This is a genomic window from Mesorhizobium sp. M0106 (genome assembly GCF_040322715.1).
In the GTDB taxonomy this organism is placed as follows: Bacteria; Pseudomonadota; Alphaproteobacteria; order Rhizobiales; family Rhizobiaceae; genus Mesorhizobium.
In genome coordinates, this window is the sequence record NZ_JAMYUA010000009.1 from 40,019 (window position 1) to 64,688 (window position 24,670).

The window sequence follows — 24,670 nt, forward strand, 5'->3', positions numbered from 1 at the left end:
GGCCGGAGGATCGCCGGTGCTGCGACAGGTTTCGCGGTTTGGAGTCCCTACCGCTCGGTAACCGTTGGAATGCGGGGATTGACTGCGTTGTTCTGAAGCCTGGCCGCCAAGGCCACGGTCAAAGCCTGGGCAAGACACATAGGAGCCGCCAGCGAGCGCGAGAAAGTGTATTCGTGCTCCGGAACGGCGAAGAGAACGCGCGCGCTCTTGGCCAATGGAGACAGCGTGCTGTCCGAGATCGCCACGATGGGTATACCTCTCCCCGCGGCTTCTTCCACAACATTGACGACCTCGTTCGCATAGAAGCGGAACGACACCGCAAACAGCAGGTCCGTCTTCCGCATCGCGCGGGCCATATGCGTGGCCAGTCCGCCGCCCGGATCCAGGAGCACGCAGCGCTTACCCAGCATGGTCAGTATATAGCGAAGGAGTTCGACGACCGGTGCCGAGCGAAGTTGTCCCATCAGATAGACGACGTCGGCCTTCTCGAGCAGGCTAACGGCTTCCGCCAGATCCTCGGGCTGAATACCGGTGAGCATCTCTTTCAGGGACGCGATGTCACGGACGACCAGATCGTGCATGAATCCCATCTCGCTGCGATCCGTCCGCTCCCCCAGTTCCTTCTCCAACGCCTTGACGCGGGCTTCGAAGCCGGGAGCCGCGGTGGACAATCGTTTCTGGAAGAGGCTCTGCAGGTCCTTGAACCCCTCATACCCCAATGCTTGGGCAAATCGGACGAAGCTGGACGCGTGAACGCCGCTGCCTTCCCCGATCGAGTTCACCGATCGCACCGCGACGTCATTCGGATTTTGGGTGAGATACAACGCAATCTTCTGGTACGACTTGCTCATCCCATCATACCGGTCGTGTATCACGCGGATGAGATCCTCATAGTCCTTGGGAGCCTCGACCTTCTCGTCCACGATGCACATCCTTGCAATTTTTGTTGCATGATGGCGTCTTTGAAGGTTTTTGACCAGCAGAGAGTTGTCAACTCTGTCATCGGGCCACAAGTTGTGACTTCCGGTCGTACTGCGCAGGTCAGCTTCGCGCTAGAAAAACGGATCGGAGCGCCGAAGAGTGCGCATCGCGCGTCCGCGCACCAAGAGGGCTGCGACGGGTCCGTGCGAAGGAGACGCGTCAGAGGAGCAGCGGTTTCGGACAGGCTTAGGAATAGAAGGCCGGAAAGTCGACCGCTCCACCGCCCGACCAAAAGGCTTCGCGGCGGCGAAGATCTTTGCCGACGCCGCCCACTACGACTTGGAGAATACCTGCTGCCTTATGCGATCCGCAGAGTTACCGATCCGGAAGCAAGCCTCATGGTCTTCTTGGAGAGCACATATCGCGCCGCCGCAGACCTCGCGGACTGGGATTCAGCCGGTCTCGAATGTGCATTCGGGCAACCTCTGCGACCACGGGCTCCGCAAGTGCTCTGTCGCGCCGACGTTCGCAACGGCAAGTCCGTCCTACGACCCTGAAAACATCATCGGCTGCGCTTCAGCGGTACTGCATTTGGTACTGCATCGCCAACTTAAACCCCCTTAAGCTTTGATTTTTATTAGCTTTTCCGGACAGTCCGTCCAGTCCATCATTGAAATCGACATGGATGTCCTGGCCGCGTCGCCGATTTCTCGCCATAGCTTCCATTCGAGCGATCGAACCGCTGCAAACGTTGCCATTCTCCGGAGATTAGCCAAGATCCGATTATGCCGCCTTCCGATTTGTGGCGCGATAGATGCCATAGCCGATCTTGATGAGCAGGCCCTCGTCACACATCCGGGCCAGATAGCAGCCGGAATTCCGATGTCCGTGTGATCGCGTGTTCGCACACTTGTCGCTCCCATGCGCCCATGCGAGTGCGATCGCCCGTTTTTCTTGAGTGACGGTTTCGGCCCACCGGCCAAGAGGACGCGCTCCGCGCGCTCGCGGTCACGCTTGCGGATCTTGATGGTAGGCTGTGGCGTAGATTTGTAGATTGGAAAGGGATCGGCAGCTCATGCTTCGCAGTTTCGCTCAGCCCGGGGCCAAAGCCTTTTCTACGCTAAGGCGCGATTTTGCACGCCAGCGTGCGATTTCTCTCTGTCCCTCGATCCGCTTCGCTTCCACTTGAATGGTTGTAGCAGCCTAGTCCGGTTTCGATACGCCCGCGTTCATCTCTTGGCGGAAACTGCTCCTGCTCATGTAAAGATAGGCGCCGTAGAGCAGCATCCCAATCGCCGCAACAGGCTCTTCAAAGAGCCGAACCATTTGGTCAGCAAAACTCTCTCGTCAGTCATCGCTCAATGCCCCCACAGCGCCACCGCAATGAGCTCACCGCGCATAGCCTTCATTCACGGTTTGCTATTCGCAGCGCCCGAATCGAGGTGATTTTTTGCGCGATCTGGAATGGGTGCTCGCTCGTATTCATAGCAAGCCATTCGATCTTCTCCAGCTCGCGTTCTACTAGATGCAGATGCTCGTATCTCAGCATGCCATTCAGCAGCCCGAGTACGTCGCTGTAGCCGTACTGCTGGTTCCTTTCGAGCACCCGGTTCACGTACGAGCGCCGGAATATGTTGTCGACGAGAGCAGGCTTGAATTCATAGCGTTCGTATACCGTTTGGAGCGCGTCTTCGAGCCGGTTGAGCCGCCACAACGCGTATACGATGAGGTAAGACACGCCGTAATACTCGCGATCCCTATCGAGGCGGTCCAGCAAAAGTGACGGGAACTTCGCCAAGCGATCTTCGGGAAGCTTTGAGGCGTACTCAACGATCGCATCGCCAATCTCAGAGACGATCTTCGGCCCGCTCTCGACCACGATGTCCTGCCGCTCGGAAGCGCGGTCGGACGCCCACCAATCCTGGTAGATCGACTTTATCTTCGCGTTCCCCTTTACTGCCGAAATGGTCCCCAGCCCGCCATGCTGGCGACCGTGCCGCGCATAGCGCCCAATCTCCTCTTTCAGGAGCGACGCCAGAGCCTTCTCGTCTTGGTCAGCGATCTCTGCAATCGCCTCGGAGTTGAGTTTCGTCGTCTTGACGCGTTGGCGCTCGGGCTTGTATTCGATGCCCCGTTTTCGCGTCCGATGCCCGTTGTGATCGACGAATGTGAAATCGTAGCGTTTCGTGGCCTTCAGGTGATGCTTCCTAGTGGGGACCATGAAGTGCGTGGAAATCGGGACCGTCGCCTTTGGCGGGATGACAGGTTCGCCATCGTGCGCCCTCGGCCCATCCACAATGAGATCGCCCTTGACACGTGGTCGGTCGATTTCCACCCCCACCATACGCAGAGGACGGTCGCTGTTGTTAGTCAGCCACCAATCGTTTTGCAGTTGAAGGATCCGACTGTCTCGCCAGATGCCACCTGTTCTCTTTCGGTCGTTCGGTGATAGTCGGCGCGACGCCCAGCTCTTCACGACGTCGGGTACGAAGGGCCTTCCTACCCGTTCAATGAACTGCACGATCGCGGCAGTAGCCGACGAAGACTTGGGAATTGCTTCGTCTTCGTTATCTTGCGACATCTGAATGTCCTACCGCCAACGCCACCACGGCACAATATACAAGACGGCGAGCATTGCGTAAGCGATTTGAAGCAGGGTCATCGAGGTCGCTCCGTTGGACGATGACCTAGCCATTTATCGAAGATTTTTTGTCATGGGTGACAAATCCTTTGTCACGCACGACAAATCTTTTTCCGAAATCCGGAAAGATCGCGCTGCGGTTCAGTGCCCTCCCATACCGAAGAACGCGATGAGGTAGCCAACGAAGGCAATGAACGCGCCCGCGGCGAGGCAGAGATAAGCGATCTGGAGAAGTGTCATAAGCGGCATCCTTTGTTGCTGCTTACTCTATAGCGCTCCGCAAACCGTGTTGCGTTTTATGGTGACACGCTCCTGTCATTCGACGGCAAGCGCAAACACAGGCGCGCAGTACGTGCGGCAACTGAACGGCGAATACGAGAAACACTACGCGCCAATTTCATTGACGCTAGACAGGCCAATACGACGCGTACGAACAAACACTAGCCGATGGCGCTAGCCGCACTAGCGAACGAACACTGCATTGTCCGCAATGACGAACTCAATGCGTCGAACGACGCTAAGCACCGCGAACTGTCATATGGTTAGCGCAGACACTTGATTGACCAATTAGGCCAATTGGCGATTGACAGTGCATTTGATAAATGCGCCGAACCTACGGCAATTAGCAATGCTAACGTTGACATCGCCCTGATGCAGCACCTTGGATTTGATCGCTTCGCAATCGCCGGGCACGATCGGGGAAGCCACACCGCCTTTCGGACTGCTATGGATCATCCCTCCGCGGTGACACATCTCATCGTGCTCGATGCCGTTCCTATCCTCGAAGCGCTTGAACGATGTGATACACGCTTTGCAACCGCGTGGTGGCATTGGTTCTTCTTCGCCCAGCAAGAGAAGCCGGAGCGCGCTATCAATGCCGATCCCGATGCTTGGCATGGTGGCTCCGCCGAACAGATGGGCCCAGAGGCCTATGCCGATTACAGCGCGGCCGTTCACGATCCGCGGGTCATTCACGGAATGATAGAAGATTATAGGGCAGGTATCACGATAGACCGTCTGCACGACGCGGAAGACCGAGAGGCGGGCCGCCGTATTGAATGATGGTTCTGTGGTCGCTGCGTGATGACCTTGAGCAGCTTTACGGCGATGTTCTCGAAGTTTGGCGACCGTGGACGGCGGCGAGACTGCAGGGGAAGGGCCTGGACTGTGGTCACCACATGGCTGAGGAAGCACCGGATGCGCTCGCGGCCGAAATCCTGCGATTCTTGGGACCCTGCTAGGCTCTGCCTGCCGTGGCACGTATCGAAGCATTGACGCCCGGCAAGCCATGTTGTCCGCTTCGCCCGCAATGCGGACCCAATGTGAGGGCTTCGGAACTTCGACTTTGGGTCAAATGCCGAATTTGGTCCGCTGTAACATAGCTCCGACTTCCTTGCGCGCCGAGCACGAAATACCACCGAACCTGCCGACATCATAGCCATGCCTCGAGTAGAGGCTTCGTCTCGAGCACCTCGGCATGGTTCCGTTCGCGCGATAGAAGCAGCGGTTGGCGATTGAGCAGCATGGAATCGCCGAATTCATGCGCGCGGTATCGATACGCGGTGAAGGCTTCGGAGGCCTTGGCGAGCAGAGCATCGTCGGCAAAGGCGCGCAGGAGCTCGAAATGGCTTTCGCCGGGCTGGTGGACGCCTGTGAGAATCGCATCGACCACGCGAAGCCGCGTGCCGCGCGCGATGCGCCCTGTCGCAATGCCATTTCCGGCACGCACATTGCCGCCGGGATTGGCGGCTGCCTCAAGTGCGCGCACTACGCTCGTGCCGATCGCAATGATGCGGCTGCCGCGGAGCTTCGCCCGCGCGACCTGCGCCGCGGTGCGCCCAGGGATGCGGTAGGGCTCGTCGAAGGGAAGGCGCGAGTCGAGCGCGGGATCGCCGGTGGAAGAGACGCCCGCAGCATGCGTGAGGGTTGCAAAACCAACGTCGTGCCGACGCCAGGCTTGGAGCGTGCGCCAGTCGAGCGCGAAGCCTGCCGACGGCGCCTCGAACGCGACCGGCCCGGCGGCAATCTTCGTCCAGACATCCCACAGTGCCAACGGCTCGGGAACATGCGCGTATTGGATCGGTCGGCCGTGCTGCGCCAGTGCTGCAAGCACCGCTGCGCGGTTGCCTGGGAAGTGCAACTCGAGAAGGCGTGGATGGTCGAGAAGGCGCTCGACGACGGCGTCAAGCGAGCCGAGCCGGAGGCGATCGCCTGGTGACAGCGGAGGTGGAGGCAGCCGGTCTTCCGTGCGCGTGCGGTGATCACCCGAGCCGAAGGCAATCGCCACGAAACGGGTTGGATCGGGAAGTGACAGCCAGCCCGCCAGGCGGATCTCGATCGCCTCACCGCTTGGGACATGCGTGCCGTGCAAGCTGGCAGGCAAGGTCGCGGCGTCATTGGCGACGACCAGATCGCCGGGGTTGAACAGCGTCGCGAGTCCAGCTCGCGGCCGGTCGCGCATCGTGCCGTCGGCCTCGACGACGAACAGCCTGGCGGAGCGCCGATCGGGACGGTCGGCGGCAATCATGTATGTGCCCCGGCGAGACGCGTAGAGCGGACCGGCAACGCGTCGAGCATCTTTTCGATGATCTCGGCAGCAGCCAGCTCGGGGCGCTTCAATGTCGCCGGATCGGCGTCAGGAAGCGCCAGCGCGTGCAGCGGGGTGTCCATATCGCCGGGGTCGAGCGCGAGGAGCCGGATGCCGTCGGCTTTTGCCTCCTCGTCCCAAATCGCCGTCAGATGGGCAAGAGCGGCCTTGCTCGCGCCGTATGCTCCCCAGCCGGGATAGGCGTTCACCGCGGCGTCGCTGGAAATGTTGATGACCAGCGCGCCCCGGCCCTCGCGTGCGGACGCGGCAAGCGCACCGAACAGGGCTTTCGTCAGCCGGAACGCGCCGACGAGATTGACCGCGAGCGCCATTTCCAGCTCCTGGCACTCGGTATCGGCAAGGAGCGCCAGAGGGACAGGGCCGAGGCTCGACGCATTGTTGATCAGGACATCGAGCCCGCCGAGGCTGGCAGTGACCTGCAACGCGATCGGGTAGATGTCCTCCTTCTTGCCGACGTCGCCGACAATACCGTGCGCGCCCGTCTCGTCGGCGATGCGTTCGACATTCGCGGCGGTGCGGGCGACGAAGGCGACGCACGCATTCATCGCGGCAAGCTGCCGCACAAGCGCCAGTCCGAGGCCGGACGTGCCGCCCGTGACCGCCACGCGAAGTCCCTGAAGTTCGACATTCGTCTGCATTGCCAGTGCTCCTTTAATCCGTATGCCTCTTGGTACAAGTTCAAGTTAACTTGAAGTCAAGCGGGAATTGTGCTTTCGTTCATGCATGGATTCCATGCTGACCATCACCGACGTGGCGCGGCGCAGCGGCGTCGCATCATCGGCCCTGCGCTTCTACGAGGAGCGCGGGCTGATCGCGTCCGAGCGGGCCGGCTCGGGACACAGACGCTACCCGCGATCCGTGCTGCGCCGGATCGCCTTCATCGTCTTCGCGCAGCGAATTGGGCTGACGCTTGAGGAGATCGGCGGCGAGCTGGCCAAGTTGCCAGCCGATCGCGTGCCGTCGCGTCGGGATTGGTCGCGGTTATCGGGCCAGTGGACCAAGCGCATCGACCAGCGCATCGCCGAGTTGCAGCGCCTGAGGTCGGGGCTTACCGAGTGCATCGGTTGCGGCTGCCTGTCGATCGACCGGTGTAGCCTTGCGAACCCTGCCGATATGGCAGGACGCAAGGGGCCGGGGCCGAGGTATTGGCTGGGGTGAGTTGGCAGCCAATTGCGAGACGCTGCGGACCGGTAACGTTCAGCGGCGGTATCGTTTGTCGCTGACTTTCTCCATCCACTCGACGGCGTTGCCATCAATTGCTTGCGCCGTCCTGCCAGACGGTTCGTTCCTTCTAAAGATGCGGCTGCATTTCAGCGGGCCAAGCGAAATAAGGAAATACGTCGAACTGCTCCGGGTGCGGCAGTCATCAACCTCTTCAGCCCCCCGAAACGCTGAGCATTGGAGCCGTTGCGCGTTGCCACAGGCTGATCGGATTGATCCGGCGGTTGGCGATACCTTTCTTGCGGCAACGAAGGACGAAAACGGTGTCTAGGCCATCGGTAATGGTAGCCTGTTCAAAATTTCGCCAATCGTTGGCTGATCGCCCGCACGGTACTGCATTCGGACAGCATGACCCAAGACTTTACATTAAGTATTCGAATTTGTTCGCTTTCGGCGCAGTTGGTCCCGCCCATCATTGAACCGACACGAATCTCATAACCGATTTCTTGCCAAGCGATCGCCGTGTGAAGCTTGTCAAACTCACCCCAAAGGTGCCGCAATATCGAGGAATGCTAATGATAAGGTAATCATAAGCGACCTCCCGAGATACTCGCGCTCCCACGCACTGATCCGGATCAGCTAATTGCCTCTCCTCAGGTAATTATAGCCCACCAAATCCGGCATTGCCTGCGTCCTCCGATCGGTTTGGTCGGATCGGATGAGGCATTCCGGCCCGCCGACAGCCTGCGGATCGATTCGGTCTCGTGTCCGGTTCAAGGGCATCGACCCGTCTGAGTCCGCTCAGCAATTCATGTGGCCGGATGTGGCTAGCTGCATCTGACAGTGCAGAGTTGCCGCAAGCGTGTTTTCCGATTTCTACGTCGAAGTATCGCCGCTGCACGATGCGGGAGGCAAACCGCTTTTCTCACCTGCGCCTGCTGCCATTATCTCGTCTGTGTCATCGCCGAACAGGAAACAGACGGGACAGACAATGACCTGTGTTCTGCCACAGGTAAGCACTGTTCCTGAGCCCGTGACCTTAGACAGAATTGACCGCGCTCTGGATACGCTCGCCCTAGCTATCCACAAGGCTGGCAACAAAGGACGAGCGTATCTCCCGATTTACGAGCGTCTTGAACGGGAGAAGAAGAAATTGATTTGCAGAGATGGGCGCAATGCTGCGCGTCCAGGAACGGCTCAAACGATCTCGGGATCGAAAGGCAAAGCAATTTTTTTGAGTTCGTCTCGTCGCCATTGCAACGATCCGCCCGTACCATACTCTACACGCTCTATCGTATGGCCCATCAAGATTTTGCGAAGCTCGCTGTCGATACCTGCCTCCTTCATACGATCCTCGAAACTGTGCCGGAGGGAATAAATCTTGTGCTTCGGTGTCGGGAAAAGTTTGTGTGTTTTAAAGAATTTATTGAGGTTTGCAGAAAGCGCCTCTTCACGATTGCGGTAGCGCGGAAAGCCCTGCGGATTTTTCTTAAAAACTTCCAGCGCGACGCCTACCAGCGGTACATCTCGCACTGACCATTCGGTCTTGATCTCGCGCGGATCATCGGCGTCCTCTCGTGGGGTAATGCGAATATACGGAACCGGCGTGTCAAGGAAGATCACGGTCTCATCAAGATTGCATATCTCGCTTGGGCGTGTGCCTGTCTCGATCAGCGCCAGAACGCAGCGACGCGCTTGAGCATCCAGGGATGCTAAAGCGCCCGGCCTCATGATCTGATCGGTTATCCATTTGGGTTCGAATGACGGCCGTTTACGACGGCGCTTGCCACGCTCCGAAAAGCGGAGGTCATCGAATGGGGTGCCTTTTTGTTCCTCGCCCAAATGAGCGAAATAACGCCTGTAGAGATCCCGCATGTTGCCGAGGTCTCGATTGCCGGCAGACGCCGAATGTGTCGCGGCTCCGATGTCTGGCGGCGGCGCGATGCGCTTGAGCCAGAACCGGTAGAAGGTCAGTCCGTCTTCACGCGTGACGTCGCCGATCGGCTTGTCACCAATCAGGGCAACGAAATTGTTTACGGCTCTCTGCTTTACCTTCTTCCACATTCGGCGCTGCGACTGGCTCTTACCCGCGACTTCATGGGCCATGATCTCATCGGCGTAGAGATCAAAAGCTTTGGAGACTTTGACCGGCGGCACCTGCACCCCGCCGAGGAGAGCGTCGGCGACCGCGGGGGCCGCTTGAACGCGCTCCAGCGCCTCGACACGCTTTAAAATTGAATCGACATTCTGAAAGCCTGCCACCTGTCCATTTGAAAGGTAGGAAACGCCCATGGCTTCAGCCCGGCGAACGGCGTCGCGATACTGATCGAGTGCTGACCTTGCCTCGCCGCCGCAAAGAAGCACCGCCCACAGGGTCTTGTCCGCGTCTTCGAGCTTGTCGCGCATGGCACGTGCGAGGCGGCGTTCGTCCGTTCCCAGGGACTTGCGAATGAACCTGCCGCGATCGTCGATGCCGACCATCTTGGCGGGCATTCGCCGATGATAATAGAAAATTCCGTCGCGCTGGACGAGGTAGCGATCCGGGTCTCTGGCGGGCTCTGCGACGGCCTCTTTTCGCATGGGCCAAACTCGCGATGTATCTCAGTTTGTATCCTAGATTGTATCGCATTTCGGCAAGAACGCCAAAGCGCCCTCATCAACGGGTGCTCTGCCAGACTGGAGTTTCAATGGCTTAGAGGGCCAAGTTCACGAATTTGATGGTGCGGTCGAGAAGACTCGAACTTCCACGGGTTGCCCCACAGCGACCTCAACGCTGCGCGTCTACCAATTCCGCCACGACCGCACGTGGTAGGAGCCGGAACCAACCGGCCCGCGGCGTGTAGCAAATCGTTTCCGGTGAAACAAGTGCGCGGCCAGCAATAATCGGCCGGACATCGGCATAACTCTTCAAGGGCCGAACGTGCCGGAACTGGACGTTTGTACCAATTGCCGCCATATGAATGGCGAGACGAGATATCATGACAGAACGCAGCCAGATCGCCACGTCGTTCCTGCCCTTGCCCGGCTCGGCGCCGGTCGAATGGCGCATCGAGCCCGGGCTCACCGCCTATCCCGATGCGCTCGCCGTGATGGAGGCGCGCGCCGAGGCAATCCGCAGCGGCGCCGCCGGCGAGATGGTCTGGCTGGTCGAGCACCCGCCGCTCTACACCGCCGGCACCAGCGCCCGCATCGAGGACCTGATCGAGCCGGACCGTTTCCCGGTCTTTGCCGCCGGGCGTGGCGGCGAATACACCTATCATGGGCCGGGCCAGCGCGTCGCCTACGTCATGCTCGACCTGAAGCGGCGGCGCGAGGATGTCCGCGCCTTCGTCGCCGCACTCGAACAATGGATCATCGGCTCGCTGGCCGCCTTCAACGTACGCGGCGAACGCCGCGAGGACCGCGTCGGCGTCTGGGTGGTTCGGCCGGACCGCCCCGCTTTGCCCGACGGCTCGGCGGCCGAGGACAAGATCGCCGCCATCGGCATCAGGCTGAGGCGCTGGGTGAGCTTTCACGGCATCGCCATCAATGTCGAGCCGGACCTTAGCCATTTCAGCGGCATCGTGCCGTGCGGCGTCCAGGATCACGGCGTCACCAGCCTTGTCGACCTCGGCCTTCCCGTGACCATGGCCGACCTCGACCTGGCGCTGAAATCCGCTTTCGAGGACGTGTTCGGGCCCGCCGCGGTGTCGCCTGTCGAAGTGTCCCGCAAGGCCGGCTGAAACAGTCGCCCCAATGCCTGCGCCAATATGCGAAGGCGGCCCTCGCTCATCAGCATCGAGCCCGCCCTTGAGCTCAATCCTCACATCGCGCCGATCCAGATTGCCATGGAAATGAGGAACGTGCTCATGCACACCAGCGAGACGACATCCTGAACAAGATCGGTCATAACTCTCTCCTGTTGTTAGTATGTTCGTATTTTGTTCTAATTTTGTTCGAATGTCAACGATCGCGGTCCGGGCGTCGCCGGAATTGCGCTCGGTCATTTCGACAGGGTTAAGAAAGGGTTGAGAGGGAGATGCCGAGCGTTCGGGGCCGACAGGCGCGCGAAAGCGGCGGGACGGCGCATGGCAGCTCGCAGGCCGTCATCGCCTCAATTGCAGCGCACCCTAAAGCGGCACAACCTTGCCGTCGGCCAGCGTCACGCGGCGGTCCATGCGCGAGGCGAGCTCGTGATTGTGGGTGGCGATGAGCGCCGCCAGGCCCGATTGCCGGACCAATGCTGCCAGCGCCTCGAACACATAGGAAGCGGTCACCGGGTCGAGATTGCCGGTCGGCTCGTCGGCCAAAAGAACCAGCGGCGCATTGGCGACGGCACGCGCGATGGCGACCCGCTGCTGCTCGCCGCCGGAGAGCTCGGAGGGGCGATGCTGTGCCCGCTTGCCGATCTGCATATAGTCGAGCAATTGCGCCGCCCGCTCGGCCGCCTCCTTGCGCGGCAGCCCTTTTATCAGCTGCGGCATCATGATGTTTTCCAGCGCAGAAAACTCAGGCAACAAATGATGGAACTGGTAGACGAAGCCGACATCGTTGCGGCGGATCGCCGTGCGCTCGTCGTCGGAAAGCCGGCCGCAGGCGCGCCCCGCCAGGATCACGTCGCCGGCGTCCGGTCGCTCCAGCAGCCCGGCGGTGTGGAGCAGCGTCGACTTGCCGGTGCCCGACGGCGCCACAAGCGCCACCATCTCGCCACGCTTCAGCGAAAAATCGGCGCCGTTCAGGATAGTCAGCTTGCGCGGCCCCTGTACATAATGGCGTTCGACGCTCTTCAGCTCGATAATGGCCTCGGCCATCATTCGTACCTCAGCGCTTCGACCGGATCGAGCCTGGCAGCGCGCCACGCCGGAAACAGTGTCGCCAGGAACGACAGCGCCAAAGCCATGAGAACGACCGAGATCGTCTCGCTGGCATCCATGCGCGCCGGCAGCTGGCTCAGGAAATAAAGCTCGGGATTGAACAGCCGCTCGTTGGCCAGCCAGGAGAAGAACTGGCGGATGCGCTCGACGTTGAGGCAGATCACGATGCCGAGCAGCACGCCGGCGATGGTGCCGACAACGCCGATCGCAGCCCCGGTCATCAGGAAGATGCGCAGGATCGCGCCGCGCGTGGCGCCCATGGTGCGCAGGATGGCGATGTCGTGGCCCTTGTCCTTCACCAGCATGATCAGGCCCGAAATGATGTTGAGCGCCGCCACCAGCACGATCAGCGTCAGGATCATGAACATGACGTTGCGCTCGACCTGCAGCGCGTCGAAGAACGTCTTGTTACGCTCCCGCCAATCGACGAGGGTGATCGGCCGTTGCGCCGCCTCTTCGACCTTTGGCTTCAGCGCGTCGATATTGTCGGGATTGTCGGCGTAGATCTCAATCGTCTGCGCCCTGCCTTCCATGTTGAAATAAAGCTGCGCTTCCGAAAACGGCATATAGACGATGGAGCTGTCATATTCCGACATGCCGACCTCAAAGATCGCGGTTATCGGATAGCCTTTCATGCGCGGCGTCGTGCCGAGCGGCGTGACGTCGCCCTCGGGCGAGATCAGCGTGATCGTATCGCCGAGCACAAGGCCGAGATTCTCGGCCATGCGGCTGCCGATGGCGACGCCCTCGCCGGTGTCGAAGCCGACGATCGAGCCCGCCTTGATGTTGTTGGCGACGATCGTGATCTTGCCGAGATCCTCGCCGCGTATGCCGCGCACCAGCGCGCCGGTGCCGCCGCCGACATTGCCTTGCGCCAGTACCTGCCCGTCGATCAGCGGAATGGCATATTTGACGCCGGGCACGCCGTTGATGCGGCCGGCGACCTGGCCATAGTCCTCCAGCGGCATGTCGAGCGGCTGCACGATCAGGTGTCCGTTGACGCCGAGGATGCGCGTCAGCAGTTCGGCGCGAAAGCCGTTCATGACCGCCATGACGACGATCAGCGTGGCCACGCCTAGCATGATGCCGAGGAAGGAGATCGACGCGATCACCGAGATCACCGTCTCCTTGCGGCGCGAGCGCAGGTAGCGCCAGGCCACCAAGCGCTCGAAGCCGGAAAAAGGTCCGGCGCCCGATGGTCTTGCTGCCGCCGCTTCACTCATGCGGCGGCACCGAAGCGCTGCTTCACGTCCGCGATCGGCAGCGTCTCGCGCTCGCCGGTCCTGCGGTTCTTGATCTCGACCTCGCCGGCGGCGACACCACGCGGCCCGACGATCACCTGCCACGGGAGCCCGATCAGGTCGGCGGTGGCGAACTTGCCGCCCGGCCGCTGGTCGGTGTCGTCGTAGAGCACCTCCTTGCCGGCGGCGGCAAAGGCGGCATTCAGCTCGCCGCAGACGCGGTCGCATTCGGCATCGCCAGCCTTCATGTTGATCAGGCCGACATCGAACGGCGCCACCGCTTCCGGCCAGATGATGCCGTTTTCGTCATGGCTGGCTTCGATGATCGCCGCGACCAGCCGCGACGGGCCGATGCCGTAGGAACCGCCAGAAACGAAATGATCCTTGCCGTCCGGGCCGGTCACCTTGGCACTCATCGGCTTGGAATATTTGTCGCCAAAATGGAAGATATGCCCAACCTCGATGCCGCGCGCAGAGACCCGGTCGCTCGCGGGCACCTTCTCCCATGCCGCCTCGTCATGCATCTCGTCGGTGGCGGCGTAGGGCGTCGTCCACGTCTTGACGATCTCGGCGATCTCGGCGTCGTTCGAAAAGTCGGTATCCGCCCCCGGCACCTCAAGCGAGAGATAGTCGCGATGGCAAAACACCTGGCTCTCGCCGGTGTCGGCCAGGATGATGAACTCATGGCTGAGGTCGCCGCCGATCGGCCCGGTGTCGGCGCGCATCGGAATGGCCTGCAGCCCCATGCGCGTAAACGTCCTGAGATAGGACACGAACATGCGGTTATAGGCGGCCTTGGCGCCTTCATAATCGAGGTCGAAGGAATAGGCGTCCTTCATCAGGAACTCGCGCGAACGCATGACGCCGAAGCGCGGGCGCACCTCGTCGCGAAACTTCCACTGGATGTGATAGAGGTTGAGCGGCAGGTCCTTGTAGGACTTGACATAGGAGCGGAAGATCTCGGTGACCATCTCCTCGTTGGTCGGCCCGTAGAGCATATCGCGGTCTTGCCGGTCCTTGATGCGCAGCATCTCCTTGCCGTAGTCTTCATAGCGGCCGCTTTCGCGCCACAGCTCGGCCGATTGGATGGTCGGCATCAGGATTTCGAGTGCGCCGGCGCGATTCTGCTCCTCGCGAATGATCCGGCAGACCTTGTCCAGCACCCGCTTGCCGAGCGGCAGCCAGGAAAAGCTGCCCTGCCCCTGCTGGCGGATCATGCCGGCGCGCAGCATCAGCCGATGCGAGACGATCTCGGCCTCGCGCGGATTTTCTTTGAGAATGGGCAGGAAATAGCGCGACAAACGCATGGACTGGTCCGTGAGAGAGGATGGCGGCGCCGGAATCGGCGCAGCGCTGGCTTGCTTGCCCCGGCTTCATAGCCATTTCATGGCGGAATGGAAACCCGGCCCAGGCGCTGCATAGACGCCGCAATTGCCGCACACGGCTTGCTGGGCGTTTCGCAAGCAACGCCTGCCGTACTATTGTGCACTGCAGCACGAGATTGCCTGTTTCCGGGCAAAATTCTTCGTGACATTTTCACCCGCCTTAGGCTAGTGTGCCCCCATAACCGAGAGGGCGGAGAAAAATCTGCCCTCCTACGCGGTCAAAGTCTTGGGAGGATGCGATCTAGGCGCGGTAACTCGCTGCCGCCGGACACCGGAAACAGATCGGACGCGTTTAAATTGCAAGGCCTCGCGCCTTGCATTTTTTTTGTGCAATCATCTGGTTAGCACGACAGATTACCAAACTACATGACGTTGCGTCAGCCCAAACTCGCCCCGGCCTTTACTTTGGGTTGACCTTGCTGGCTCGGCTTGATTTCAGAGCCTCGGCTAGGCTGGGATAGTCGGACACGGTAGGTAGCCGGCTAATGCGCTGGGCTCTGGTTGAAATCCGGCACGATGTGCGGGATGTCGTCGATACCGAGGCCAAGCCCTCTCGTGATGCCGTAGAAGATACCCATGAGGACCAGCGTGACGATCGTCGTGCGCAGCGCCGCGCGCAGCATGTGCGGTCCGCGCGGTGCGCTCGGAACCGTGCCAAGCGTCACGTCCCGATCCTCGTCCTGCGTCCGCATGCTGAACGGCAGGACGGCGAACAACACCACCCACCATGTGGCGAAGAACAGGGCGACAAACGAAACCCAACTCATGCTTGCTCCAGTTCGACCAGCGTGCCGAAGAAATCCTTGGGGTGCAGAAACAATACCGGCTTGCCATGTGCGCCGATCTTCGGATTGCCGTCGCCCAGCACGCGCGCGCCGCTGGCCTTGAGACGGTCGCGCGCCGCAACAATGTCGTCCACCTCATAGCAGACATGGTGCATGCCGCCGGACGGATTCTTCGCGAGGAATGCGGCGATCGGCGAGGCTTCGCCGAGCGGCTCGAGCAACTCGATCCTGGTGTTGCCGACGTCGACGAACACCACCGTAACGCCATGCTCCGGCAGCGCCTGCGGCGCGGTCACGCGCGCGCCAAGCGTATCGCGATAGACCGCCGCAGCCGCGGCCAGATCCGGCACCGCAAGCGCGACATGGTTGAGGCGTCCGAGCATAGCGTACTCCCGGGTTAGGGGAGTAGGGGAGTAAGGCAGTAGGGAGTATGGAAAAAAGGATCTAGAAGTGCATCTGTTTGCGCTCCTACTTCCTACTTCCCTACTCCCTTACTGCCCTACTCCCCTACTCCCTTGTTCGTCACCGCGTGACGAACACTGTCACCAGCGGCTTCTTGCCCCAGGCTTCGTTGGCCGCGCCGCGCACCGCGCGCCGCACCGCCTCCTGGACCAGGTCGAGGTCTTTTCGGCGCTGGCGGGGGATGGAGTCCACGGCGCCGATTGCCGCATCGATCATCAGGTCTTCCAGGCTCTCGCCGCTGCCGTCGGCCTCGGCGACGCCGATGGCGACGAGATCGGGATCGCCGGCAAGCTCGTATTTGTCGTCGAGCACGACATTGACGGCGACATGGCCGGCAAAGGACAGCTTGCGGCGGTCGCGAATGCCCATCGCCTGGTCGGTGCCGATCAGCCTTCCGTCCTTGTAGATGCGGCCGAACGGCACCTGGTCGATGATGGCGGCGGCACCCGGATACAGCCTGAGCATGTCGCCGTCGCGCACCTGCGCGACCTGGCCGATGCCGGACGTCGACATCAGCGAGCCCTGCGCCACCAGATGCGCCGCTTCGCCATGCACGGGAACGCCGATCTGCGGCCGCACCCATTCATACATCTTGCGCAATTCGCTGCGGCGTGGATGGCCGGAGACATGCACCAGCGCATCGCCGTCCTCGATGATCTTGATGCCGAGATCGATTAGGCGGTTCTTGATTTCGAGGATCGCCTTCTCGTTGCCGGGAATGGTGCGCGAGGAAAACACCACCGTGTCGCCGGCCGTCAGCGCCACCGACTTCATCTCGTCGCGCGACAGCTTGGCAAGTGCGGCAAGCGGCTCGCCCTGGCTGCCGGTGCAGATGATGACGAGGTTTTCGCGCGGGATGAAGCCGTAATCCTCCTCGGCGATGAATTCCGGCAACCCGTCCATATAGCCGAGTTCATCAGCCACATCGATGACGCGCTTCATCGAGCGGCCAATCACCAGGCACTGGCGGCCGGCATCCCGCGCCGCCTTGGCGATGGAGACGATACGTCCGACATTGGAGGAGAAGCTGGTGACGGCGACCCGGCCCTTGGCGTTCTGGATGACGCTCTTGAGGCCCTCGCCCACCGCCACTTCGGACGGCGATTCCCCTTCCCGCATCGCATTGGTGGAATCGCAGACCAGCGCCAGCACGCCCTTGTCGCCATAGGCTCGGAAGCGCGCCTCGTCGGTCATCGGCCCGACCGTCGGCGCCGGATCGATCTTCCAGTCGCCGGTATGGATGACGACGCCGGCCGGCGTCGTGATCGCCAGCGACATCGGTTCGGGAATGGAGTGCGCAACAGGGATGGCCTCGATCTCGAACGGGCCGACGGTGAATTTCTCGCCGGCACGGTAGATCGTCACCGGGATCTTCGGCGCCCCTTGCTCGCCCTGCCGCTTGGCTTCCAGTAGGCCGGCGCTGAACGGCGTCATCCACACCGGCGCCTTGAGCTTCGGCCAGATATCGTGGAGCGCGCCGTAATGGTCCTCATGCGCATGGGTGATGACGATGCCGCGCAGATTGGCGACGTTCTCCTCGATGAAACGCGTGTCGGGCAGAACCAGGTCGACGCCGGGCAGGGTTGCATCGGGAAAAGTGACGCCGACGTCGACCACGATCCATTCGCGCGCATTGGCCGGCCCATAGCCGTAGAGGGCGAAGTTCATGCCGATCTCGCCGACACCGCCGAGCGGCACGAAGACAAGTTCGGCGTTTTCCGCTGTCGCCATGATCTTTCCTTCCTTGCCGGTCAAAATTGTGGGCCGGTCAAATTCAAGCTGGTCAAATACCTGGCCAGTCAAACGTATTGGCCGGTCAAACACCGGCCGAGGCAACCGCGCCGAAATGCACGTCGCCGGCGGCGATCGTCAGAACCGAACCTTGATCGTCGCGGATCACGAAACGGCAGTCCTCGTCAATGGTCTCGAAGGTGCCGCGCACCACATTACCGTCAATTCTGACAGCAACCTGGCCGCCAAGCCCCGCCGCACGCGCCAGCCACCGCCGCCTGACGGCGGCAAGCCCACGCCCTTCGTTCCACAGCCGCGCATTCTCGCTCCAGGCATCCGACAGCGCCAGAAACAGCGTCTCGGCATCGCAAGCAGACCCCAGCGCGCTGAGCGACGTCGCTGGATAAGGCAAATCCTCAGGGTATGCCACCACGTTGACGCCGATGCCGACAGCCACCGCCGAACGATCACCATCCAGCATCGCCGATTCCAGCAGGATGCCGGCGAGCTTGGCGCCCGAGGCAAGCACATCGTTCGGCCATTTCAGTTCGAAACGGTTCTTGCCTTGGCTCGCACCATCGAGGCCGATCGCGATCCTGCCCTTCGGCACGACAGCATCGAGCGCGTCGGCCAGCGCCAGTCCGGCAACGAAGCCGAGCGTCGCGGCAAGCCGAAGCTCGGTGTTGGTGATCACCAGCAGCGTCGCTGCCAGATTGCCCTCGGGCGTCGCCCAGGCGCGGCCACGGCGGCCACGCCCGGCTTCCTGCTTTTTGGAGACGACCCAGAGTTTGCCCGGATCGCCGGCCCGTGCGTGCTCCAGCGCCAGCGCGTTGGTGGAGCCGACCGTGTCGTGCGCCTCGAGCCGGAACCCGTCCGAAGCCGCGGTTGGAGCCAGCCTGAACGTCATTCCGTCAGAAGAAGGTCTTGGCCGCGGCTGCTGCGTAGGTTCCGATCGTGCCGCCGATCAGCACGTAGAACAGCACGAAAGCGCCGCAGACACCGAGCACGACGCGCAGTTCGGTCGCCATCGGCACGAAGCCGCCGACCGGTTCGTCGAACCACATGATCTTGATGATGCGCAGATAATAATAGGCGCCCACCACAGAGGCCAGCACGCCGATGATCGCCAGCGCGTAGAGGTTGGCATTGATGGCGGCAAGGAACACGTACCATTTCCCCCAGAAGCCGGCGAGCGGCGGGATGCCGGCCAGCGAGAACATCAGGATGGTGAGGATCGTCGCCATGATCGGATTGGTCGCCGACAGGCCGGCGAGATCGCTGATCTGCTCGACATTGCCCTCCTTTCGCCGCATGGCGAGGATGAAGGCGAAGGTGCCGAGCGTCATCACCAGATAGATCAGCATGTAGATGGCGACGCCGCGCACGCCGTCCTGGCTGTTGGCGGCAAGGCCGACCAGAGCATAACCCATATGGCCGATGGAGGAATAGGCCATCAGCCGCTTGATGTTGGTCTGGCCGATGGCCGCAAAGGCACCAAGCGCCATCGAGGCAATCGAGATGAAGACGATGATCTGCTGCCAGTCGGCGGCGATCGGCTTGAAGGCGCCCATGGTGACGCGCACCATCAGCGCCATCGCCGCCATCTTTGGTGCCGCCGCCAGAAAAGCCGTCACCGGCGTCGGCGCGCCCTCATAGACGTCGGGCGTCCACATATGGAACGGCACCGCCGAGATCTTGAAGGCAAGGCCGGCCAGCACAAAGACCAGGCCGAAGACGAGGCCGAGCTGGCGCTCACCGCCGCTCAGCGCCGTGGCGATCTCCTGGAAGCCGGTGTTGCCGGTGTAGCCGTAGACCAGCGAGATACCGTAAAGCAGCATGCCTGACGACAGCGCGCCAAGGACGAAATACTTCAGCCCGGCCTCGGTCGAGCGCAGATTGTCCCGGTTGATCGCCGCCAGCACGTAGATCGCCAGCGATTGCAGCTCGAGGCCGAGATAGAGCCCGATCATGCCGTTGGCCGAGATCATCAGCATCATGCCGAGCGTGCAGAGCAGGATCAGCACCGGATATTCGAACTTGTCGAAACGCTCCGCCTGGGCAAAGCGGACCGACATGACCAGCGTCACCGCCGAGCCGACCAGCGCCAGCACCTTCATGAAGCGGGCGAACGGATCCTGGATGAAGGCTTCGCCATAGGCGTTGCCTTGTCCCGGCGAAAAGACCAGCCAGGCGCCGGCGATCACCAGCACGGCGACGGCAAGGCCGCTCACCGTGACAGTGGTGTTGGCGCGCGAATAGGCGCCGAGCATCAACAGCGCCAAGGCGCCGATGGCGAGGATCAGCTCTGGCGTCGAGAGCGACAGGCTTGAGAGAAGGTCCGGCGTCATGGTTCGCAAAACCCCCAGTCAGTTCGCCGCCGCGGTCTGCGCGGCGCCGATGGATGCGGTGACATTGGTAACGAGCGCCTTGACCGATTCGGCGGTCGCGTCGAAGATCGGCGCCGGATAGACGCCGAAGAAGATGACCAGCGCGACCAGCGGATAGATGATCACCTTCTCGCGCGTCGACAGGTCGAGCAGGCCTTTCAGGCTTTCCTTGGTCAGTGCGCCGAAGATCACCTTGCGGTAGAGCCAGAGCGCATAGGCCGCCGAAAGGATGACGCCGGTGGCGGCGAAGAACGCTACCCAGGTGTTGACCCGGAACACGCCGAGCATGGTCAGGAACTCGCCGACGAAGCCGCTGGTGCCGGGCAGGCCGACATTGGCCATGGTGAAGATCATGAACACGGTTGCATATTTCGGCATGTTGTTGACCAACCCGCCATAGGCATCGATGTCACGCGTATGCATGCGGTCGTAGACGACGCCGACGCAGAGGAACAGCGCGCCGGAGACCAGGCCGTGCGACAGCATCTGAAAGATCGAACCCTGGACGCCTTCCTGGTTCATCGCGAAGATGCCCATGGTAACGAAGCCCATGTGAGCGACCGACGAATAGGCGATCAGCTTCTTCATGTCCTCCTGCATCAGCGCCACCAGCGAGGTGTAGATGATGGCGACAACGGAGAGCGTGAAGATCAGCGGCGCGAACATTTCGGATGCGATCGGAAACATCGGCAGCGAAAAGCGCAGGAAGCCGTACCCACCCATCTTGAGCAGGATGGCGGCCAGGATCACCGAGCCGGCCGTCGGCGCCTCGACATGCGCGTCCGGCAGCCAGGTGTGCACCGGCCACATCGGCATCTTCACCGCGAAGGACGCGAAGAAGGCAAGCCATAGCCAGGTCTGCATATTGGCCGGGAAGTTGTGGGTCAGAAGCGTCGGGATGTCGGTGGTGCCGGACTGGAAGAACATCGCCATGATGGCGAGCAGCATCAGCACCGAGCCGGCCAGCGTATAGAGGAAGAACTTGAACGAGGCATAGACGCGCCGCTTGCCGCCCCACACGCCGATGATGATGAACATCGGGATCAGGCCGGCTTCGAAGAAGACATAGAACAAGACGATGTCGAGCGCGCAGAACACGCCGATCATCAGCGTCTCGAGCAGCAGGAAGGCAATCATATAGGCCTTGACGCGCTTCTCAATCGATTCCCACGAGGCGAGGATGCAGAGCGGCATCAGGAAGGTGGTCAGGATGACGAACAGCATGGAGATGCCGTCTACGCCCATATGGTAGGAGATGCCGGAATCCAGCCAGGCAAACTTCTCGACGAACTGGAAGCCGGGCTGCGAATTGTCGAAGCCGGTCCAGATGAACAGCGAAATCACAAACGTGAACGCGGTCGTGAACAGTGCTATGGCGCGGATGTTGCGGCGCGCGTTCTCGCTGTCGTCACGCACGAAAAGGATGAGCAGCACACCAACCAGCGGCAGGAAGGTGACCAGCGATAGGATCGGCCAGGCGGTCATCAGAGCATCATCCAGGTGACGAGTGCGGCAACGCCGATCAGCATGGCGAAGGCATAGTGGTAGAGATAGCCGGTCTGCAGCTTGACGACCCGGTTGGTGACGTCGACGACGCGCGCCGAAATGCCGTCCGGCCCGAGCCCGTCGATGACGGTGCCGTCGCCGGTCTTCCACAGGAAGCTGCCGAGGCGCTTTGCCGGCCGCACGAACAGGAAGTCGTAGAGCTCGTCGAAATACCATTTGTTGAGCAGGAAGGCGTAGAGCAGGCGATGGTTGGCGGCGACGCTCCGAGGCATTTCCGGCGCGCGAATATAGAACTGCCAGGCAATCGCAAAGCCGATCAGCATGGCGATGAACGGTGACAGCTCGACCCACAACGGCACTTCGTGGATTTCGTGCAGGATGTGGTTGTCCGGCAGCGTGAACAGCGACGCCTTCCAGAATTCGGCATAGCCCTCGCCGATGAAGGCGCCGTGGAAGATCACGCCGGCGAACAGCGCGCCCGCCGCCAGGATGAACAGCGGCACCAGCATGACCGGTGGCGATTCATGGACATGGTGCATGACCTCGTGGCTGGCCCGCGGCTCGCCGTGGAAGGTCATGAAGATCAGCCGCCAGGAGTAGAAGGAGGTGAAGCAGGCAGCAATGACCAGCAATATGAAGGCAAACGCGGCGACCGCATTGTGGCCGGCGAAGGCCGCTTCGATGATGGCGTCCTTGGAAAAGAAGCCGGCCGTACCGATGATCGTTACCGGAATGCCGACACCGGTCAGCGCCAGCGTGCCGATCACCATCATCCAGTAAGTCGTCGGGATCAGCGTCCTCAGGCCGCCCATTTTGCGCATGTCCTGCTCGTCGGAGACGGCGTGGATGACCGAGCCAGAGCCGAGGAACAGCAGCGCCTTGAAGAAGGCGTGGGTGAACAGATGGAAAATCGCTGCGCCATAGGCACCGACGCCGAGCGCCACGAACATGTAGCCGAGCTGCGAACAGGTCGAATAGGCGATGACGCGCTTGATGTCGTTCTGGACGAGACCGACGGTCGCCGCGAAGAAGGCCGTGAAGGCGCCGATGAAGGTGACCACCGTCAATGCCGAATGCGACAGCTCGAACAGCGGCGACAACCGCGCCAGCATGAACACGCCTGCCGTCACCATGGTCGCGGCATGGATCAGTGCCGAGACCGGCGTCGGGCCTTCCATGGCATCCGGCAGCCAGGTGTGAAGCGGCACCTGCGCCGACTTGCCCATAGCGCCCATGAACAGGAGCAGGCAGACGACCGTCATCGCAGCCTGCTTATCGAGTGCATAGCCGAGGAAGGTCAGCACGGCCGCACCTTGCGGCGCGCCTTCCGCCGGAATGAACGTCGCCGCATTGGCGAAGATGGTGCCGAGATTGACCGAGCCGAACAGCACGAACACGCCGAATATGCCGAGCGCAAAGCCGAAATCGCCGACGCGGTTGACGACGAAGGCCTTGATCGCAGCCGCATTGGCCGACGGCTTCTTGTACCAGAAGCCGATCAGCAGATAGGAGGCAAGGCCGACGCCTTCCCAGCCGAAGAACATCTGCACGAGGTTGTCGGCCGTCACCAGCATCAGCATGGCGAAGGTAAACAGCGACAGATAGGCGAAGAAGCGCGGCCGGTCCGGGTCGTGATGCATGTAGCCGATCGAGTAGATGTGGACCAGCGACGACACCGTGTTGACGACGACCAGCATGACCACCGTCAGTGTGTCGATCCTGAGCGCCCACGACGCTTCAAGGCCGCCCGACTGGATCCAGCGCATCACTGGCACTGTGAACACCTCGCCGCCGCCGAAGCCGACCGAGAAGAAGGCGACCCACGACAGCACGGCCGCGATCACCAGGAAACCGGAGGTGATGTATTCTGAAGCCTTGGCCCCGAGCGAAGTGCCGAACAGGCCGACGATCAGAAAGCCGAGCAGCGGAAGGAAGACGATGGCCTGATACATGGTGGTTCCGTCAACCTTTCATCATGTTCACGTCTTCGACCGCGATCGAGCCGCGGTTGCGGAAGAAGACGACGAGAATGGCAAGGCCGATCGCCGCTTCGGCCGCGGCGACCGTCAGCACGAACAGTGCGAACACCTGGCCTACCAAATCGCCGAGCGCCGCCGAGAAGGCGACGAAATTGATGTTGACCGCAAGCAGGATCAGCTCGATCGACATCAGGATGACGATGACGTTCCTGCGGTTCAGGAAGATGCCGAACACGCCGAGCGTGAACAGGATCGCCGATACGGTCAGGTAGTGCGCGATACCGACGACCATCTCAGACTCCTTCGCCCGTCTTGACCTTGCGGATTTCCACTCCAGTTGCTGCCGTGCGGCCGACCTGGGCGGCGATCGACTGCCGCTTGACGCCCGGCTTGTGGCGCAGCGTCAGCACGATGGCGCCGATCATGGCGACCAGCAGCACCAGCCCAGCCACCTGGAAATAATAGAGGTAATCCGTATAGAGGATGTCGCCGAGCGCTGCCGTGTTCGAGCGCGCGGCCAGGTCCGGAATAGGCTTGGCGACCGTCGCCGCCAGTTTCGGCGCGAATGTATAGCCGCCGAGCACGACGATCAGCTCCGCCGCCAGGATCAGCCCGACCAGCGCGCCGATCGGTGCATATTGCAGGGCGCCTTCCTTCATTTCGGCGAAGTCGACGTCGAGCATCATGACGACAAACAGGAACAGCACCAGCACCGCGCCGACATAGACGACGAGCAGGATCATCGCCAGGAACTCGGCGCCGGTCAGCATGAACAGGCCGGCGGCGTTGAAGAAGGTCAGGATCAGGAACAGCACCGAATGCACGGGATTGCGCGCCGAAATGACCATGAACGCCGATGCCACCGCGACAAAGGCGAAGAGGTAGAAAAAGGCCGCCTCTAGTCCACTCAGCATGGGTTCCCCCGGGTTTCCTGTCAGAACAGGACGTTCGTCCTGTTTTTTGCCACCGCCTCCGGTCGGCAAGTTGCGTGTTCCTTAAACGAGGCCCCT

21 protein-coding genes and 1 tRNA gene are annotated in these 24,670 nt (G+C 61.4%); 4 read left to right on the forward strand and 18 right to left on the reverse strand.

The annotated features are described in order from the left end of the window. Nucleotides 1–47 precede the first annotated feature (47 nt). Nucleotides 48–923 (reverse strand): MurR/RpiR family transcriptional regulator, encoded by an 876-nt coding sequence (locus tag NKJ55_RS11470; RefSeq protein WP_352449995.1) that lies wholly within the window; start codon nt 921–923, stop codon nt 48–50. A gap of 396 nt (nt 924–1,319) precedes the next feature. On the opposite strand from NKJ55_RS11470, the gene NKJ55_RS11475 reads away from it, so the two are divergent. Further along, complete coding sequence (locus NKJ55_RS11475; RefSeq protein WP_352449996.1) at nt 1,320–1,478, forward strand: hypothetical protein; 159 nt, start codon at nt 1,320–1,322, stop codon at nt 1,476–1,478. An 848-nt stretch (nt 1,479–2,326) separates the two neighbouring features. On the opposite strand, the gene NKJ55_RS11480 is transcribed toward NKJ55_RS11475, so the two are convergent. Beyond that, on the reverse strand, nt 2,327–3,502 hold the full coding sequence (locus NKJ55_RS11480) for a hypothetical protein (RefSeq protein WP_352449997.1): 1,176 nt from the start codon (nt 3,500–3,502) through the stop codon (nt 2,327–2,329). 615 nt (nt 3,503–4,117) lie between these two features. On the opposite strand from NKJ55_RS11480, the gene NKJ55_RS11485 reads away from it, so the two are divergent. Then, nucleotides 4,118–4,624, forward strand: a complete 507-nt coding sequence (locus tag NKJ55_RS11485; protein WP_502901477.1) for an alpha/beta fold hydrolase — start codon at nt 4,118–4,120, stop codon at nt 4,622–4,624. A 370-nt stretch (nt 4,625–4,994) separates the two neighbouring features. Here NKJ55_RS11485 and NKJ55_RS11490 read toward each other — a convergent pair whose 3' ends face one another. Together NKJ55_RS11490 and NKJ55_RS11495 are read right to left on the reverse strand one after the other, a co-directional pair. After that, nucleotides 4,995–6,089 carry an S-adenosylmethionine:tRNA ribosyltransferase-isomerase gene (locus NKJ55_RS11490; RefSeq protein WP_352449998.1) on the reverse strand — a complete coding sequence of 365 codons (1,095 nt, stop codon included), beginning with the start codon at nt 6,087–6,089 and terminating at the stop codon, nt 4,995–4,997. Next, a complete protein-coding gene (locus NKJ55_RS11495; protein WP_352449999.1) occupies nt 6,086–6,808 on the reverse strand; it encodes an SDR family NAD(P)-dependent oxidoreductase in 723 nt (240 codons plus the stop codon). The genes NKJ55_RS11490 and NKJ55_RS11495 overlap by 4 nt, the downstream gene beginning before the upstream one ends. A gap of 85 nt (nt 6,809–6,893) precedes the next feature. On the opposite strand from NKJ55_RS11495, the gene soxR reads away from it, so the two are divergent. Continuing rightward, complete coding sequence (gene soxR / locus NKJ55_RS11500; protein ID WP_352450000.1) at nt 6,894–7,328, forward strand: redox-sensitive transcriptional activator SoxR; 435 nt, start codon at nt 6,894–6,896, stop codon at nt 7,326–7,328. A 1,200-nt stretch (nt 7,329–8,528) separates the two neighbouring features. Here the strand turns inward: soxR and NKJ55_RS11505 are convergent. Together NKJ55_RS11505 and NKJ55_RS11510 are read right to left on the reverse strand one after the other, a co-directional pair. After that, complete coding sequence (locus NKJ55_RS11505; RefSeq protein ID WP_352450001.1) at nt 8,529–9,911, reverse strand: DUF6538 domain-containing protein; 1,383 nt, start codon at nt 9,909–9,911, stop codon at nt 8,529–8,531. Between the two features lie 138 nt (nt 9,912–10,049). Beyond that, nucleotides 10,050–10,134: transfer RNA gene (locus tag NKJ55_RS11510), tRNA-Leu, on the reverse strand. A 175-nt stretch (nt 10,135–10,309) separates the two neighbouring features. On the opposite strand from NKJ55_RS11510, the gene lipB reads away from it, so the two are divergent. Beyond that, complete coding sequence (gene lipB / locus NKJ55_RS11515) at nt 10,310–11,053, forward strand: lipoyl(octanoyl) transferase LipB (RefSeq protein WP_352450002.1); 744 nt, start codon at nt 10,310–10,312, stop codon at nt 11,051–11,053. Nucleotides 11,054–11,440: 387 nt separating this feature from the next. Here lipB and NKJ55_RS11520 read toward each other — a convergent pair whose 3' ends face one another. The 12 genes from NKJ55_RS11520 to NKJ55_RS11575 all read right to left on the reverse strand — a co-directional run bounded on the left by NKJ55_RS11520 (nt 11,441) and on the right by NKJ55_RS11575 (nt 24,574). Continuing rightward, complete coding sequence (locus NKJ55_RS11520) at nt 11,441–12,124, reverse strand: ABC transporter ATP-binding protein (RefSeq protein WP_254818120.1); 684 nt, start codon at nt 12,122–12,124, stop codon at nt 11,441–11,443. Continuing rightward, entirely contained in the window at nt 12,121–13,407 is a 1,287-nt protein-coding gene (locus NKJ55_RS11525) for a lipoprotein-releasing ABC transporter permease subunit (RefSeq protein WP_352450003.1), read from the reverse strand. The genes NKJ55_RS11520 and NKJ55_RS11525 overlap by 4 nt, the downstream gene beginning before the upstream one ends. Next, the gene (gene proS / locus NKJ55_RS11530; protein ID WP_352450004.1) at nt 13,404–14,732 is read right to left on the reverse strand and encodes a proline--tRNA ligase; all 1,329 of its coding nucleotides are present in this window, start codon (nt 14,730–14,732) and stop codon (nt 13,404–13,406) included. Before proS ends, NKJ55_RS11525 begins: the two co-directional genes overlap by 4 nt. 560 nt (nt 14,733–15,292) lie before the next feature. Beyond that, nucleotides 15,293–15,577, reverse strand: coding sequence for a DUF1467 family protein (locus tag NKJ55_RS11535; RefSeq protein WP_023676613.1), 285 nt, complete (start codon nt 15,575–15,577; stop codon nt 15,293–15,295). After that, nucleotides 15,574–15,978 (reverse strand): methylmalonyl-CoA epimerase, encoded by a 405-nt coding sequence (gene mce / locus NKJ55_RS11540; RefSeq protein ID WP_352450005.1) that lies wholly within the window; start codon nt 15,976–15,978, stop codon nt 15,574–15,576. The genes NKJ55_RS11535 and mce overlap by 4 nt, the downstream gene beginning before the upstream one ends. Nucleotides 15,979–16,117: 139 nt before the next feature. After that, the gene (locus NKJ55_RS11545; RefSeq protein ID WP_352450006.1) at nt 16,118–17,788 is read right to left on the reverse strand and encodes a ribonuclease J; all 1,671 of its coding nucleotides are present in this window, start codon (nt 17,786–17,788) and stop codon (nt 16,118–16,120) included. A gap of 85 nt (nt 17,789–17,873) precedes the next feature. Next, nucleotides 17,874–18,695, reverse strand: a complete 822-nt coding sequence (locus NKJ55_RS11550) for a biotin--[acetyl-CoA-carboxylase] ligase (RefSeq protein WP_352450007.1) — start codon at nt 18,693–18,695, stop codon at nt 17,874–17,876. 4 nt (nt 18,696–18,699) lie between these two features. Continuing rightward, nucleotides 18,700–20,136, reverse strand: coding sequence for an NADH-quinone oxidoreductase subunit NuoN (nuoN, locus tag NKJ55_RS11555; RefSeq protein ID WP_352450008.1), 1,437 nt, complete (start codon nt 20,134–20,136; stop codon nt 18,700–18,702). 18 nt (nt 20,137–20,154) lie between these two features. Further along, the gene (locus NKJ55_RS11560; RefSeq protein WP_352450009.1) at nt 20,155–21,660 is read right to left on the reverse strand and encodes an NADH-quinone oxidoreductase subunit M; all 1,506 of its coding nucleotides are present in this window, start codon (nt 21,658–21,660) and stop codon (nt 20,155–20,157) included. Further along, entirely contained in the window at nt 21,660–23,633 is a 1,974-nt protein-coding gene (gene nuoL / locus NKJ55_RS11565; protein ID WP_352450010.1) for an NADH-quinone oxidoreductase subunit L, read from the reverse strand. The genes NKJ55_RS11560 and nuoL overlap by 1 nt, the downstream gene beginning before the upstream one ends. A gap of 10 nt (nt 23,634–23,643) precedes the next feature. Beyond that, entirely contained in the window at nt 23,644–23,952 is a 309-nt protein-coding gene (gene nuoK / locus NKJ55_RS11570; protein WP_023676620.1) for an NADH-quinone oxidoreductase subunit NuoK, read from the reverse strand. Between the two features lies 1 nt (nt 23,953). Next, nucleotides 23,954–24,574, reverse strand: a complete 621-nt coding sequence (locus NKJ55_RS11575; RefSeq protein WP_023676621.1) for an NADH-quinone oxidoreductase subunit J — start codon at nt 24,572–24,574, stop codon at nt 23,954–23,956. Between the last annotated feature and the right edge of the window lie 96 nt (nt 24,575–24,670).